The following is a 14,158-nucleotide window of genomic DNA, read 5'->3' on the forward strand; positions in this document are numbered from 1 at the left end:
ACCAACCGAAGGACAACCATGGACCTGCTCTATTCCGAGCAACACAAGGCGTTCCGGCAGGAGATCCGCGACTTTATCGCCGAGAACCTGCCCGACGACATGCGCCAGCGCCTGCGGGCGGGCGGCTTCGCCTCCAAGGCGGACACCGAACTGTGGCAGCGCAGGCTGAACGCGCGCGGCTGGGGCGCGCCCGCATGGCCAACGGCCTTTGGCGGTGCAGGCTGGGACGCAGCGCAGCAGCAGATCTTCGCCGACGAATGCGCCTGCGCACCGGTGCCGCCGCCGCATATCTTCAATATCACCATGCTGGGCCCGGTGCTGGTCCACTTCGGAAGCGACGCGCAGCGCGAGTACTTCCTGCCCAGGCTGCTGAACGCCGACATCCAGGTCTGCCAGGGCTTCTCGGAGCCGGGCTCCGGTTCGGACCTGGCCTCGCTGAAGACGCGCGCCGAGCGCACGGCGGACGGCTACCTGGTCAATGGCCAGAAGATCTGGACCAGCCAGGCGCACTACTCGGACTGGATCTTCTGCCTGGTGCGCACCGACCCGGACGCCGCCAAGCCGCAGGCCGGCATCTCCTTCATCCTGGTCGACCTGAAGTCGCCCGGCATCACCGTGCGGCCCATCATCAGCATCGACGGCCGCCACAGCCTGAACGAAGTGTTCTTCGACAACGTGCTGGTGCCGGCCGGGAACCTGGTCGGTGAGGAGAACAAGGGCTGGGACTATGCCAAGTTCCTGCTCGGCCATGAGCGCGCCTATATTGCCGGCATCGGCCGCAGCAAGGAGCGCGTGGCCTATGCCAGGGACCTGCTGGCGCGCCTGCAAGCCGAAGGCCGGCCAGCCGGGATGCTGGCGCCATGGCGAGGCCGTATCGCGATGATCGAGGCAGATCTGCACGCGCTGGAGGTGACCCAGTTCCGCATGCACGGCGGCCACGCCGACATGAAGCTGTCGCCGATGCTGAAAGTGCGCGGCAGCGAGATCTTCCAGGCCATCACCGACGTGATCTGCCTCATGAGCGGCACCGACGCCTTGCGCGCGGACACCGGCACGCTTGCCAGGTCCTTCCTGTACTCGCGTGCCGTCTCGATCTTCGGCGGCAGCACCGAGGTGCAGAAGAACATTCTTTCCGCCACTGTCCTGGATCTGCGATGAACCTGCAACGGAACGACGTCCAGCAGCAGTTGCTGGACAGCCTGACGCGGCTGCTGGGCCGCGAGTATTCCTTCGAAAAGCGCCAGCAGTACGTGGCACACGATGACGGGCACGGTGCCCGGGCCTGGCGCTCGCTGGCGGACCTTGGCGTGCTGGGTGCGGCGATTCCCGAGGAATTCGGTGGCTTCGGCGGCGATGCGGTCGACCAGATGCTGGTCTCGCGGGAACTGGGAAGCTGTCTGTCGCTGGAGCCGTACCACGGGACCGCTGTGATGGCGGCCGCCGCGCTTGCCGCGGCAGGGTCCGGTGCGCAAAAGGCCCGGCTGCTGCCCCGCATCGCCCAAGGCGAGCTGAAGGTGGCGTGGGCCCACGGCGAGGCCGTACCGGGACGCGTGGCCGTGCAAGCTGCCGCCGGCGTGGAAGGCTGGTGCCTGTTCGGCAGCAAGCCCTGCGTGATCCATGGCGCGGGCAGCGATTACCTGATCGTCTCCGCGCAGGTGGCCGGGAGCGGAGTCAGGCTCTTCCTGGTGAACGGCCACAGCGTCGGCGTGCAGCGCGACGGCTACCGCCTGATCGACGGCACGCCGGCTGCCGACGTGCGGCTCGATGGCGCCCATGCCGAACTGCTCGACGCCGACGCCGGCAGTGCCGTCATCGATCGGGTACTGGCGCCTGGCATCAACGCTGCCTGCGCCGAAATGGTCGGTGCCATGCAAGGCGCGTATGCGCTGACGGTCGACTATCTCAGGACGCGCAAGCAGTTCGGCAAGCTGATCGGCTCGAACCAGGCATTGCAGCACCGCGCGGTGGACATGCTGGTGGCGCTGGAGCAGAGCCGCAGCCTGTCGCTTTCGCTGGCCCTGGCGCTGGCCGGTCGCAACGACCTGGCCACGGGCGCGGAGCAGGCGCATGCCGCCAAGGCCTATATCGGCCAGGCGGCACGCCAGGTCACGCAGGAAGCCATCCAGATGCATGGCGGCATCGGCATGACCGAGGAATACGCCGTCGGGCACTACCTGCGCCGCGTGCTGGTGCTGGACCAGCTGCACGGCGACACCCAATACCATCTCGGCTGCCTGGAAGGCCGCCGGCACCATTGAACCTGTTGGAAATCGAGGAGAACACCATGTCGGATCTCATGTCCCTGAAAGGGAAAGTCATCATCGTCACCGGCGCCGCGCAAGGCGTGGGCAAGGCCACGGCCGAACTGGCACTGCAGCTTGGCGCGAAGGTCGGCCTGGTCGACATGAAGCGCGAGGCGCTGCAGGAGATCAGCGCGCGCTACCCTGACCATACGGTTGCCTACGCGGGCAGCGTGTCGGACGCCGACTTCGTCGCGTCGTCGATGGAGCACGCGTTGTCGCACTTCGGCAAGGTGGACGGGCTGGTCAACTGCGCCGGCATCGTGCGCGCGGCGATGATCGAGAACATGACGCTGTCGACCTGGAACGAGGTCATCGACTGCCACCTGACCGGCTCCTTCCTGTGGCTGCAGGCGGTGGGCGCGCACCTGGTGGAACGCGCCAAGAAGGGAGAGAGCGTCAAGGGATCGATCGTCAATATCTCGTCCGAAGCCGGGCGCCGCGGCTCGATCGGCCAGATCAACTATGCCAGCGCCAAGGCCGGCATGCTGGGCATGACCATGAGCGCCGCGCGCGAATGGGGCAAGTACGGCGTGCGTACCAATTCGGTCTGCCTGGGCGTGGTGGAAACGCCGATGACCGAGACCATTCGTGGCGACCGCTTCCGCGATGGCATCCTGTCGATGATCCCGATGGGCCGCTGGGCGCAGCCCGAGGAAGTGGCGCAGCCGATCTGCTTCCTGCTGTCCGACGCGTCGTCGTACATTCTTGGCCAGCACCTTGGCGTAAACGGCGGGTATCACCTGGCGAGCTGAGCGCCGGCTCCGGGCGGTGCCGGGCCCTCACGCCCGGCACGCCCGTCACACCCGGCATGCCCGGCACTTCGCCTACCCCGGTGCCGCGCGCAATCCCTGCGACCTGCCGGCACAGGCGGCCAGCAACCTCGATGCGTCTGTCCAGTGCGGCGATGCGTTCTTCGCCGATCCGGCCTACGGCGCCGCGATCGTGCCGCAGGCGGAATAAAGGCAAGGATCAGGACTCGCCCGGCGCATGCGCATCGGGCGGCTCGGGCATGATCTCGCGCGCAATGGCAACGAAGTTGCGCGTGGTGGCGTTGACGGTATCCGGCAGCGTCACCAGCGCAATCCCGAGGTTCAGCCTGGGCGGCATGCCGGTCAGCTGAACCAGCTTCACTCCGTCGCCGGCCTGCCTGGCTGCCGCGGCGGGAACCAGTGCCACGCCCAGGCCGCTTTCCACCAGTGCCAGGATCGATGGCACCTGCACTGCCTCCTGTGCGATAGGAGGCTGGATGCCCGCTTCATGGAAGGCCATCATCGTCATCGAATACATGGCCGGCACGAAGGTCCGCGAATACACGATAAACGGGGTGGCGCCGAGCTCCGCCAGACTCACCGCTTCGCACGCGGCCAGCGGCGAGTCTGCGCTGACGGCAAGCACCATCGGGTCGGGCTGCAGCAGCAATACGCTGGCGCCGGTTCGCTCCAGGACGGGGTAGCGCACCAGCGCCACGTCCAGCGAGTGTTCGTCCAGCCGGCGCAGCAGCTCGACGGTGGTGGATTCCTCGATCACCAGGTCGACGCGCGGATACCGCAGGCGGAAGGTGCGGATCAGCCGTGGCATCAGCGAGTACACCGCGGAGCCGACGAAGCCCACGCGCAGCTTGCCCTGCTCGCCACGCTCGCCCTCGCTGGCGGCACGGCGAATCTCGTCGGCGAAAAAGAGCGTGTTGCGCATCTGGCGTAGCACGGTTTCACCCACGGGTGTCAGGCGCAGGCCGGATGGCAGGCGCTCGAACAGGGTCACCCCGAGTTCTTCTTCCAGCTTGCGGATGGCGGTGGACAGGGGCGGCTGCGCCATGTGCAGCCGCTCGGCGGCACGGTGGAAATTGAGCGTTTCGCTCAGCACCAGCGCCTGTTTGATCTGTCGGAGGTCCATGCGATGAGACGGGTGGGGCGCGGCACCATCGCCGCGCGGCCAACTATGCGCGAAGGCGGGGCAATGCGCAATCCGGCATTGCCCCGTGCGCGGCTCAGGTGCCGGTGGCGAGCGCCTGCACCTGTTCGATCGCTGCCGGCGGCAGCCAGCCGGCCAGCACTTCATCGTAGCGGCGCGCATCCGGCGCGCGCGGGGCCGTGGGCGGGGCGCTCGGCGTGCGGCTGAAGCGCGGCGCCGGGGCGGGCTGGGCAATGCCATCCACCTCGACGAAGGTCTCGCGCGCCTTCAGGTGGGCGTGCTGCGGCGCTTCGGTGAAATCGAGCACGGGCGCGAAGCAGGCATCGGTCCCCTCCAGCATCTGGCACCACTCGTCCCGCGTGCGGGTCCCGAACACCGCGGCCAGCCGTTCGCGCGCGGCTTCCCAGCCGTGCGCATCGAGTTGCTCGCCCAGGCTGGCGGGGTCGATGCCGATGCGTTCGAGCAAGTCGCGGTAGAAGCGCGCCTCGATCGGCCCGACCGAGATCCAGCGCCCGTCCTTGCAGCGGTAGACGTTGTAGTAGTGCGCGCCGGAATCGAGCACATTGGTGCCGCGCGCCTGTTGCCACTGGCCGGCGGCGGTCATGCCATAGAAGACGGTTCCCAGCGCCGCGGTGCCATCGACGATGGCGGCATCGACCACCTGTCCCTGTCCCGACTTGCCGGCTTCGATCAGCGCCGCCAGCACGCCCGTGACCAGGAACATCGCGCCGCCGGCGAAGTCGCCGAGATAGGCCGGCGGAATCGCGGGCGCCTGGCCACGCCCGCCGATGGCGTTCAGGGCGCCCGTCAGCGAGATGTAGTTGATGTCATGGCCGGCGGTGTGCGCCAGCGGGCCGGTCTGGCCCCATCCGGTGACGCGGCCGTAGACCAGGCGCGGATTGCGCGCCAGGCAGTCCGCCGGTCCCAGGCCGAGGCGTTCCGTGACGCCGGGGCGGAAGCCTTCGATCAGCGCGTCGGCTTTCTCCGCCAGGTCCAGCACGATGGCGACGGCCTGCGGATCCTTCAGGTCGAGCGCGATCGACTTGCGGTTGCGCAGCATCAGGTCGAAGCGACGCTCGCGCTTGACGCCGAGGTCGGCGTCGCCGGGGCGCTCGATGCGCAGCACCTCGGCGCCCATGTCGGCCAGCAGCATGCCCGCCATGGGGCCGGGGCCGATGCCGGCCAGTTCGATGATCTTCATGCCTGCGAGAGGGCCCATCGTGTTCCTTTTGCGGTAGTTGTGTTGCGGCTGGCGCCCAGGGAGTCTCACTCCACCGGAATCCCGGCGGTCTTGACGATCTCGCGGGTGCGCTGGATTTCCGCCAGCTGGAACTGCCTGAGTTGCTGCGGCCCGCCGGAGTACACGCTGCCGCCAAGGTTCTCGATGAATTTCACGCTGTCGCGCTGCTGCATGGTTTCGCGAACGGCATCGGAGAGCGCCTTGACGATCTTCTCGGGCACCTTGGCCGGTGCAAAGACGCCGGTCCAGGCAAATACCTCGAAACCCGGTGCGCCGCTTTCGGCGACGGTGGGCACCTGCGGCAGCTCCTTCAGGCGCTGCGTGTCAGTGACGGCCAGCGCACGGAGGCGGCCACCGCGGATCAGCGGCAGCACCGCGCTGATCTCGCCGATCGAATAGTCGACGTTGCCGGCGGCGACGTCCGTCATGGCCGGTGCGGTGCCCTTGTAGGTGATCGGATTGCCCTTCATGCGGAAGCGCTCATGGAAGAGCTCCACGGCAACCTGGTAGCCCGCGCTGCCGCTGGCATAGTTGAGCTTGCCAGGCGCCTTGCGAGCCGCTTCCACAAGGTTGTCGAGCGTCTTGTAGGGCGAGTTGGCCGGCACCACGACCACCATGGCAAAGCGCGCGATACGTTCGACCGCGACGAAATCCTTGACCGGGTCATAGGGCAGGGTCCTGAACACAGCCACATTGGTCACCATCGACGAATTGCTGCCAACGAACAGGGTGTAGCCATCCGGTGCGGCCTCGGCCACCGCGCGCGCGCCGATGAAGCTGTTGGCGCCAGGGCGGTTCTCTACCACGAAGGGCTGCTTGAACTTCTCGCCCAGGTGCTGCGAAATGAAGCGTGCCGTGGTGTCCGCGCCGCTGCCCGGCGGCAGCGAGACGATGACCTTCACGGGATGGGTCGGGAAGTCGGACTGCGCGGTGGCCGGCATCACGGTCAGCGCCAGCGATGTCGCGACCAGGCACCGCTTCAGAGTGGGAAATGCCATGTTGTCTCCTTGGAAGTTATCTTCCCGGCGGCGTATTGCCTGCCGGTGACCGGTCCCCGGGGGCGGGGGGCTGCCTGTCAGGCGCGCCGCTGCAGGAAAGCGTCCAGCGCGGCTTCGTGTTCGGCCGTGTGATGCGCCAGGGCCTGGAAGCCAGCCGACATCTCCAGGATGGTGTCCATCCGTGCGTGGATGGATTCGCGCAGCAGGCGCTTGGTCATGCGCAGCGCATGGCCGGAGTTGCGGGCGATGCGCTGGGCCAGTTCCATCGCGGTCTGCACTAGCGCATCGGCCGGCACCACCTGCGAGACGAGCCCCCAGTCCAGTGCCTGGCGGGCGTCAATGGTGTCGCCGGTAAAGGCCAGCTCGCAAGCGCGCGACATGCCGATCACACGAGGCAGCAGCCAGGCGCCACCATCGCCGGGAATGAGCCCCAGCTTGACGAAGGTGGCCGCGAACACCGCCTGCTGCGAAGCAATGCGGATATCGCAGAGGCAGGCAAGATCATTGCCCGCGCCAAGGGCCGGTCCGTTGACGGCCGCGATGATCGGCACCTCCAGGCCGGCCAGCGCCAGCGGCACGCGCTGGATGCCGTCGCGGTAGGCCTGGCGGGAGCGGATGGGCTCGCCCAGTCCGCTGCCCATCTTGTCGCGCAGGGTCTTGAGATTGCCGCCGGAAGAAAACGCCGGGCCCGCGCCGGTCAGGATCGCGGCGCGGACAGACATGTCCCGATTGAGCGTCTCGCACATCTCCACCACGGCCTGTACGGCATCGTCGTCCGAAATCGCATTGCGCGTTTCCGGGCGGTTCATGGTGATCAGTGCAACGGCGCCTTCGCGCTTGAGGTCCAGGAAGCTGTTCATAGGAGGATCGAATAAAAATGTCTGGGATCGTTCCTGCCGGAGCGACGCGCTCCGCAAGGGGGTTCCATTCGATGCTACGGACAGCGGGGCGATGTGAAAAATACTTTCGGTATGTCGCGCAATACACCGCCTGTATCGCGTCAGGGTGCCGTGGCGTCGGAAGACGGCTATGCGTTCTCCATCAATGCATCGCGCACCTCCATCAGCGCGGCCAGATAGGCATCGTGGTTTTTCTTCATGCGATCCGCCGGGCCTGCCAGCGAGATGCCCGCCGGTTGCCCGCCCAGCAGGCCGGTCACCGCCAGCCCATAGACGCCCTCGCTGCCTTCCTCGCGCGCTTCATGCCAGCCGCGCCTGGCGCCGCGGGCAACCTGCGCCATCAGCGTGTCGATGTCGACAACGGTGTGCTCGGTCAGCGGGCGCAGGTTGCTGTTGGCCAGCATGGCGCGCGCTTCCTCGGGCGGGAGCAGGCTCAGCAGCCCCTTGCCCAGCGCGGACGCATGCAGCGCGGCCCGCGAACCGACTTCGATGATGTAGCGCAGCGGCTGCCGGCTGGGCTGGACGGCAACGACCTTGACCGCCGCGGTGTCGAGCACGCCGAAGTAGACGCTTTCGTTGGTCTTCCCGCCCACCTGTTCCACGGCCTCCTGGGCAACGGTGCTGAGCGGATCGTTCTCGGCGATCTGGCGCGCGACGTCGAACAGGCGTCCGCTCGGATAGAAGCGCCGGCTGCGCGTCGTGCGCATCAGGTAGCCGAGCGAGTGCAGCGTATGCAGCAGGTCCGACGTGCTGCTTTCCGGCAAGGACAGCAGGCGCGCCATGTCCGAATTGGACAACTCGCGCCGCTCGCGCGCGAAGACTTCGAAGACAGCCATGGCACGGCCGGCGGCTGGGATCAGGGTAGGCATGGATAGGGAGGCTGGAGTTCGGGTATCGACAGTACTATACGAAATTTCGTAAGGCGTCGGAAGCCTACCACGCCGCGCTATCGCACCACGCCCCCCTGGCGCAAGCGATGGATCTCTTCTTCGGCATATCCGGCCGAACCCAGCACCTCGTCGGTATGCTCGCCCAGCAGCGGTGCCCGCCGGCGCACCGCGCCCGGGGTCTCGCTCAGCTTGATCGGCACGCCGGCGATCTTCACCGGGGTGGCCGAGCCGGGCTGTTCGACCTCCACCAGCATCTCCCGCACCGCGTAGTGCGGGTCGGCGAAGATCTCGGCCGAGTTGTAGACCGGTCCGAAGGGCACTTTTCCGCCCAGCGCGGCCGCGATTTCCGCCTTGCTGCGCACCGCGGTAAAGGCCTCGATCGCGTCGATGACCTGCTGCTGGCGCTGCACGCGCGCGGCATTCGTTGCGAAGGCGTCGTCGGTGGCCATGTCGGGACGGCCGATGGCGATGGCCAGCTTCTGCCAGAAGGTGTCGGTGGCGCAGGCGACCGATACATGGCCGTCGGCGGCGCGGAACAGGCCGAACGGGCACAGCAGCGGATGGCGGTTGCCTTCCGGCGCCGGCACCGCGCCGGTATAGGACGCCTGGTAGACGATGCGCTCGCACATGGCCAGCACGGCATCGGTCATCGCCACGTCGACGAACTGGCCCTGGCCGGTTTCGCGGGCCCGGCTGACGGCCGCCAGGATGCCGATGCACAGCATCAGCGCCGGCACGGTATCGCCCACGCCGGGGCCGATCTTGGTCGGCGTGTCGCGGTCCGGGCCGGTGATGCCCATCATCCCGCCCATGGCCTGCGAAACCACGTCATACGCCGGCCATTGGGCATAGGGGCTGGCGCCGCTGCGCGGATCGCCGAAGCCGCGCACGGTGCCGTAGACCAGGCGCGGGTTGGTCCGGCGCAGGCTTTCGTAGGAAAGGCCGAGGCGTTCCATCACGCCGGTGCGGAAGTTTTCCACCACCACGTCGGCTTCGTCGATCAGCCGGAGCAGGATCTCGCGCCCGCTGTCGGTCTTCAGGTCCAGCGCAATCGAGCGCTTGTTGCGGTTGACGCTCTGGAAATAGCCGCCGAAGTCACGCAGCGTATCGTCGGCGCAGAAAGGGCCGGTCACGCGCGTGCCGTCGCCGGTCATGGCCTCGACCTTGATCACGTCGGCGCCGTGGTCGGCCAGGATCTGGGTACAGAAAGGCCCCGCCAGCATCTGCGTGAGATCGATCACGCGCAGGCCGGCAAGGGCACCCGCGGAGTTGGCTTGTATTGGCACGAAGGGCTCCCGGGTCAGGTGGCGAGCTTGCCCAGCATGGCATCGGAGATGATGCGCATCTGGATCTCGGAGGTGCCTTCGAAGATCTTGGTCAGGCGCGCGTCGCGCCAGTAGCGCTCCGCCGCGAAGTGCGTGGTGTAGCCCGCGCCGCCGTGGACCTGCAGGCCCTCGCTGGTGACGCGCTCGCACATCTCGCTGGCGAACAGCTTGACCATCGACGCTTCCGTGTCCGCGCGCTCGCCCTCGTCGATCTTCTCGCACACAGCGTAGAGCAGGGCGCGCGCGGCTTCGACCTGCGTGGCCATGTCGGCCAGCTTGAAGCGGATGGCCTGGAAACTGGCGATGGGGTTGCCGAACTGCGCGCGGTCCTGCGCGTACCGGACCGCATCTTCCAGGCTGCCCTGCGCCAGGCCGATGGAGCGCGCGGCGGTATGGGCACGGGCCGTCTCCAGGCCGGCGGTGGCGAGGTAGAAGGCCTTGCCTTGCTCGCCCACCATCTTGGCATGCGGCACGCGGCAGCCGTCGAAGGCCAGTTCCCACGTCGTCCAGCCGTGGTAGCCGATCTTGGGGATGATGCTGCCCTTGACGTTCTCCGGCAGCGCGCCGCGCGGCTTTTCCACCATGAAGGCAGAGAGGCCCTTGTGGCGCGCCTTCGGGTCCATGACCGGGTCGGTGCGGCAGATCACGAGGATGAAGTCGGCTTCGTCGGCAAAGGTGCACCAGTACTTGCTGCCGGTGATGACCCAGTCGTCGCCGTCGCGCACCGCGCGGCAGGTGATATTGGCGATGTCGGAGCCGGCGTTGGGCTCGGACAGCGAGAATGCGCCCAGGAACTCGCCGCGCGCCATGCGCGGCAGGTACTCGGCCTTCTTCTGCGGCGACAGCCCCTTCAGCGCGCCGATCAGCCCATTGCCACGCGCGATCAGGCTGCCCACGCTCATCCAGCCGCGCGACAGCTGCTCGGCCACCAGGCAGTACTCGTAGGCGCCCAGCCCCAGGCCGCCGTATTCTTCGGGAATCAGGATGCCGAAGTAGCCAAGCTCGGCCATCTCGTCGATCAGTTCGCGCGGGATCTGGCCCTTTTCGGGGTCCAGCTTGTTGGCGATGGGCAGCACGCGCTCCATCGTGAACTGGCGCGCGGCGTCCTGGATCATGCGCCGCTCTTCGGTCAGTTTCTGCATCGTCTCTTCCTTTGCTTGCGACGGCCGGGGCCGCTGCTCAGGGCAGCACGTTGCGCGGGTCGTCTTTCAGGACGAGCTGCCACGCCTCGCGTGCCATCGGTTGTGTCTTCTCTTCGAGCACATGGGCCAGCAGGCCGGCCGAGCGGCCCACCAGCGCCAGGCCGCGCGCGATCAGCGGATCCAGCCCCATCGCCGCCACGATCGCGCCGATCGCGCCCACTACGTTCATCGGCAGCTTGCGGTGCTGCTCCTTCACCAGCACGTCGACGATGGCTTCCATCAGGCGCCAGTGCCGGCCGTAGTAGCCGTGCTCGCGCGACAGCTCGCGCAGCGCGGGCACGCGCGGGTCGCCATCGACATGGATGGGGTGGCCGACGCCGAAGATCTGCTGGCGGCGCTCCTTGTGGAGGCGGACCAGCGCGCGGGCGGCTTCGCGCACTTGCTCGTCCGGGGCATCGTCCGCCAGCGCGCTGGCGCCTTCGTTGAGCATCTCGGCCGCGTTCTGCATGGGGCCGAGGAACACGCTGCCCGCGCCGAGCAGGCCCGTGGCCACCGCACCCTGCAGGGCTTCCGGCGCGCCAATGTAGGTGAGGCGGGCCGACAGCGAGCTGGGGGTGATGCCATGGTCGGCCGTGGTCACCAGCAGTGCATTGACCATGACCTTCTCGCGCGGCGACGGCAGGCGCGACAGCGTGGTGAAGAAGATCATGTCGACAAAGTCGAACTTGCCGATGATCTCGGTCGCGAGGTTCAGGCCGCGCACCATGATGGTGTCGGTGGTGGTGTAGCCGATTTCAGTCTTTACCATGGGGAGGCTCCGTGCCTTGATATGAGAGAACGGCATCCAGCGCGGCCACTCCCTCGCCTTGCGGGCGCACCGCAAGGGGATTGATTTCCAGTTCTTCGATCTTGTCGGCATGCGCGGCGACAAAGTCCGAGAGCTTGACCAGCATGCCGACCAGCGCGTCGATGTCGCAGGCCGGCTGGCCGCGATAGCCCTTGAGCAGTTCGTGGCAGCGGGTCTCGCTGATCATCTCGCGCGCCGAGTCCGGCGTGAGCGGCAGCAGGCGCCGGCTGACATCCTTGAACAGTTCGATGCTGACGCCACCGAGGCCGAAGGTGCAGACGTGGCCGAACACCGGGTCCCGGTGGATGCCGACCACGGCTTCGACGAACGGGGCGGGCAGCATCGGCTCCACCAGCACGCCCTCGATCCGCGCGGTGCCACTGGCCCGCGCGCCGTTGGCGTGGATCTCCTCGTAGGCCGCCATCGCCGCGCTTTCGGAGGCGATGCCAAGCCGCACGCCGCCGATGTCCGTCTTGTGCGTGATGTCCGCGCTGACGATCTTCATCACCGCCTTGCCGTTGCCGACATCGCGGAAGGCGCTGGCCGCCTCGGCAGCAGTGCGCGCCACCACGCCACGGGGCGTCGGAATGCCGGCCCGTTCCAGCAGTGCCTTGGTCACCGCTTCGGACAGGTTGGCCGTGGCGGCCGTGGCGCCGGCAGCGCTTGCGCTGCCCAGCGGCTGCCATGCGCGCTCGAAGCGGGCTTTCCAGCGGCCGTAGTGAATGAAGCGCTGGATGGCGAGCACGGCGTTGCCGACTGCGCGCATCGGCATCAGGCCGCCGTCGATCATCTTGCGATGGCCTTCTCCGGTGCGGTCGCTCATCCACACCGGCACGATCGGCGTGTCCGGTTGCTCCAGCTGCACGCGCACCATGCTGTCGGCCAGCATGGCCGTGGTCTTGCCGTACTCCACCGGGATCGGCACCAGCACCAGGTCGGTGTTGGGATCGGCGGCGGTGGCCTTGAGCGTGGCGTAGCTGACCTCGGTATTGACGAGCACTTCGGCGGTCACGTCCACCGGGTTGCTGAAGGCGGCGAAGCCGGGCAGGGCGGCGCGCAGTGCCTCGGTGGTCGCCGGCGCGAACTCCGACAGCTTCAGCCCGGCCAGTCCCACCATGTCGGAAGCCAGCGCCGCGGTGCCGCCGGAGAAGCTGTACACGGCCAGCTGTTCCTTGCCGGAGGGCTTGCGCCGCGCCAGCAGCGAGGCCACGTCGATCAGCTCGTCGATGTCGTCCACTTCGATGATGCCGAGCTGGCTGAACACCGCGCTGTTGATCTCCGCCGAGCCGGCAATCGCGGCGGTGTGCGACTGCGCCGCCTTGGCGCCGTATTCCGACTTGCCGACCTTGATCGCGACGATGGGCTTGCCGCACCGCGCGGCATGCAACGCTGCGGCCATGAAGCGCGGGCCGTTGCGCACGCCTTCCAGCGTGGTGACGATCACCTCGATGTCCGGCGCTTCGGCCATGTAGTGGATGTAGTCGCTGACCTCCAGGTCCACCTCGTTGCCACCGGAGCACCACAAGCCCACGCCCACGCCGCGGTCCATCGCCTGGATGAACGAGCGGCCGAGGCCGCCGCCCTGCGTGGCGACGCCGATCGGGCCGGGGCGGCGGTCGATGCGCCATGCCGGCGAGAAGGTCAGGCCCAGCCGCGCGTTCATGTTGTTCAGGCCCGGGCAGTTGGGGCCGTAGATGCGCATGCCGGTGCTGGCCACGATCTCGCGCATCTCGGCTTCCACCGCGCGGCCGTCTTCGCCGGTTTCGCCGAAGCCGGAAGTGAAGACGATGGCGAACTTGACGCCGAGCCTGCCGCAATCGCGCAGGGTCTGGATGACCATGTCGGCGCGCACGGCCAGGATGGCCAGGTCGGGCGCTTCCTTGAGGTCATTGACCGAGGCCACGCATGGCCTGCCGTGGATTTCGGCGCGGCCCGGGTTGACCAGATGCAGGTCACCCGTAAACTCGGAGAAGGTGGTCAGGTTCTCCAGCGTCCGGCCGCCGATGCTGTCCGGCTTCTCGGAAGCGCCGACCAGCACGATCGAGCGCGGATTGACCAGCCGCGAGAGGTCGCTGAACCAGATCGGCTGGCTGCTCATTGGGCCTCTCCCGGCGTGCGGCGCTTGAACAGGCACGTGGCTGCCATCTCCGCCACCACTTCGCCGCGCTGGTTGATGCCCTTGCGCAGGAAGGCGATGATGCCGCGGTCGGGGCGGCTGGTGGTCTTCTGCTCGACCACTTCGATTTCCACGCGGATGGTATCGCCGATGAATGTGGGCTTGGGGAACTTGAGGCGGTTTTCCAGCACGMTGAACAGCGAACCTTCAAAGAACTGGTTCGGAATCGAACGCGAGGTCAGGCCGGCCATGAAGGCGGCCACCAGCATGCCGTGGGCAATGCGCTGGCCGAAGATGGTGCCCTTGGCGTATTCGGCATCGACGTRCACCTTGTTGAAATCGCCGGTCAGCGCGGCGAAGGCGGCGACGTCGGCTTCGGTGATGGTGCGCGACGAGGTGCTGTACTGCATGCCCGGTACCAGGTCTTCCCAGTAGAGCGTGGTATTGGCGATCTGCTCGAGGATGGCAGGCTGCGTCATGTCTTGTG

The 14,158-nt window shown here is 67.5% G+C and carries 14 protein-coding genes; 4 read left to right on the forward strand and 10 right to left on the reverse strand.

All coding sequences use genetic code 11. The features are described 5' to 3' along the window. Positions 1 to 18: 18 nt before the first annotated feature. Genes AB4Z48_RS08795 through AB4Z48_RS08810 form a run of 4 tightly spaced genes read left to right on the forward strand, consistent with a single transcriptional unit; the run spans position 19 to position 3,263 of the window. Positions 19 to 1,158, forward strand: coding sequence for an acyl-CoA dehydrogenase family protein (locus AB4Z48_RS08795; RefSeq protein WP_441613530.1), 1,140 nt, complete (start codon positions 19 to 21; stop codon positions 1,156 to 1,158). Beyond that, entirely contained in the window at positions 1,155 to 2,258 is a 1,104-nt protein-coding gene (locus tag AB4Z48_RS08800; RefSeq protein ID WP_441613531.1) for an acyl-CoA dehydrogenase family protein, read from the forward strand. The genes AB4Z48_RS08795 and AB4Z48_RS08800 overlap by 4 nt, the downstream gene beginning before the upstream one ends. 26 nt (positions 2,259 to 2,284) lie before the next feature. Then, positions 2,285 to 3,055 carry an SDR family NAD(P)-dependent oxidoreductase gene (locus AB4Z48_RS08805; protein WP_441613532.1) on the forward strand — a complete coding sequence of 257 codons (771 nt, stop codon included), beginning with the start codon at positions 2,285 to 2,287 and terminating at the stop codon, positions 3,053 to 3,055. A 16-nt stretch (positions 3,056 to 3,071) separates the two neighbouring features. Beyond that, positions 3,072 to 3,263, forward strand: coding sequence for a hypothetical protein (locus tag AB4Z48_RS08810; RefSeq protein WP_441613533.1), 192 nt, complete (start codon positions 3,072 to 3,074; stop codon positions 3,261 to 3,263). A 9-nt stretch (positions 3,264 to 3,272) separates the two neighbouring features. Here the strand turns inward: AB4Z48_RS08810 and AB4Z48_RS08815 are convergent, their stop codons facing one another. From AB4Z48_RS08815 to AB4Z48_RS08860, 10 genes are all read right to left on the reverse strand, one after another. Continuing rightward, positions 3,273 to 4,196 carry a LysR family transcriptional regulator gene (locus AB4Z48_RS08815; RefSeq protein WP_441613534.1) on the reverse strand — a complete coding sequence of 308 codons (924 nt, stop codon included), beginning with the start codon at positions 4,194 to 4,196 and terminating at the stop codon, positions 3,273 to 3,275. A gap of 94 nt (positions 4,197 to 4,290) precedes the next feature. Continuing rightward, positions 4,291 to 5,433, reverse strand: a complete 1,143-nt coding sequence (locus AB4Z48_RS08820; RefSeq protein ID WP_441613535.1) for a CaiB/BaiF CoA transferase family protein — start codon at positions 5,431 to 5,433, stop codon at positions 4,291 to 4,293. Positions 5,434 to 5,480: 47 nt separating this feature from the next. Further along, positions 5,481 to 6,452, reverse strand: a complete 972-nt coding sequence (locus tag AB4Z48_RS08825) for a Bug family tripartite tricarboxylate transporter substrate binding protein (RefSeq protein WP_441613536.1) — start codon at positions 6,450 to 6,452, stop codon at positions 5,481 to 5,483. Positions 6,453 to 6,529: 77 nt separating this feature from the next. Continuing rightward, the gene (locus AB4Z48_RS08830) at positions 6,530 to 7,312 is read right to left on the reverse strand and encodes a crotonase/enoyl-CoA hydratase family protein (protein ID WP_441613537.1); all 783 of its coding nucleotides are present in this window, start codon (positions 7,310 to 7,312) and stop codon (positions 6,530 to 6,532) included. Positions 7,313 to 7,479: 167 nt separating this feature from the next. Continuing rightward, positions 7,480 to 8,220 (reverse strand): IclR family transcriptional regulator, encoded by a 741-nt coding sequence (locus tag AB4Z48_RS08835; RefSeq protein ID WP_441613538.1) that lies wholly within the window; start codon positions 8,218 to 8,220, stop codon positions 7,480 to 7,482. Positions 8,221 to 8,297: 77 nt separating this feature from the next. Then, positions 8,298 to 9,464: a CaiB/BaiF CoA transferase family protein gene (locus AB4Z48_RS08840; RefSeq protein WP_441613578.1), complete on the reverse strand. Its 1,167-nt coding sequence runs from the start codon at positions 9,462 to 9,464 to the stop codon at positions 8,298 to 8,300. A 77-nt stretch (positions 9,465 to 9,541) separates the two neighbouring features. Beyond that, complete coding sequence (locus tag AB4Z48_RS08845; protein WP_441613539.1) at positions 9,542 to 10,708, reverse strand: acyl-CoA dehydrogenase family protein; 1,167 nt, start codon at positions 10,706 to 10,708, stop codon at positions 9,542 to 9,544. A 37-nt stretch (positions 10,709 to 10,745) separates the two neighbouring features. Then, positions 10,746 to 11,516 (reverse strand): citryl-CoA lyase, encoded by a 771-nt coding sequence (locus AB4Z48_RS08850; RefSeq protein ID WP_441613540.1) that lies wholly within the window; start codon positions 11,514 to 11,516, stop codon positions 10,746 to 10,748. Beyond that, positions 11,503 to 13,653, reverse strand: a complete 2,151-nt coding sequence (locus tag AB4Z48_RS08855; RefSeq protein WP_441613541.1) for an acetate--CoA ligase family protein — start codon at positions 13,651 to 13,653, stop codon at positions 11,503 to 11,505. Before AB4Z48_RS08855 ends, AB4Z48_RS08850 begins: the two co-directional genes overlap by 14 nt. Continuing rightward, positions 13,650 to 14,150 carry a MaoC family dehydratase gene (locus AB4Z48_RS08860; RefSeq protein WP_441613542.1) on the reverse strand — a complete coding sequence of 167 codons (501 nt, stop codon included), beginning with the start codon at positions 14,148 to 14,150 and terminating at the stop codon, positions 13,650 to 13,652. Before AB4Z48_RS08860 ends, AB4Z48_RS08855 begins: the two co-directional genes overlap by 4 nt. Positions 14,151 to 14,158: the final 8 nt, after the last annotated feature.

The sequence above is a fragment of the Cupriavidus sp. 2TAF22 genome, assembly GCF_052115045.1.
Lineage (GTDB): Bacteria > Pseudomonadota > Gammaproteobacteria > Burkholderiales > Burkholderiaceae > Cupriavidus.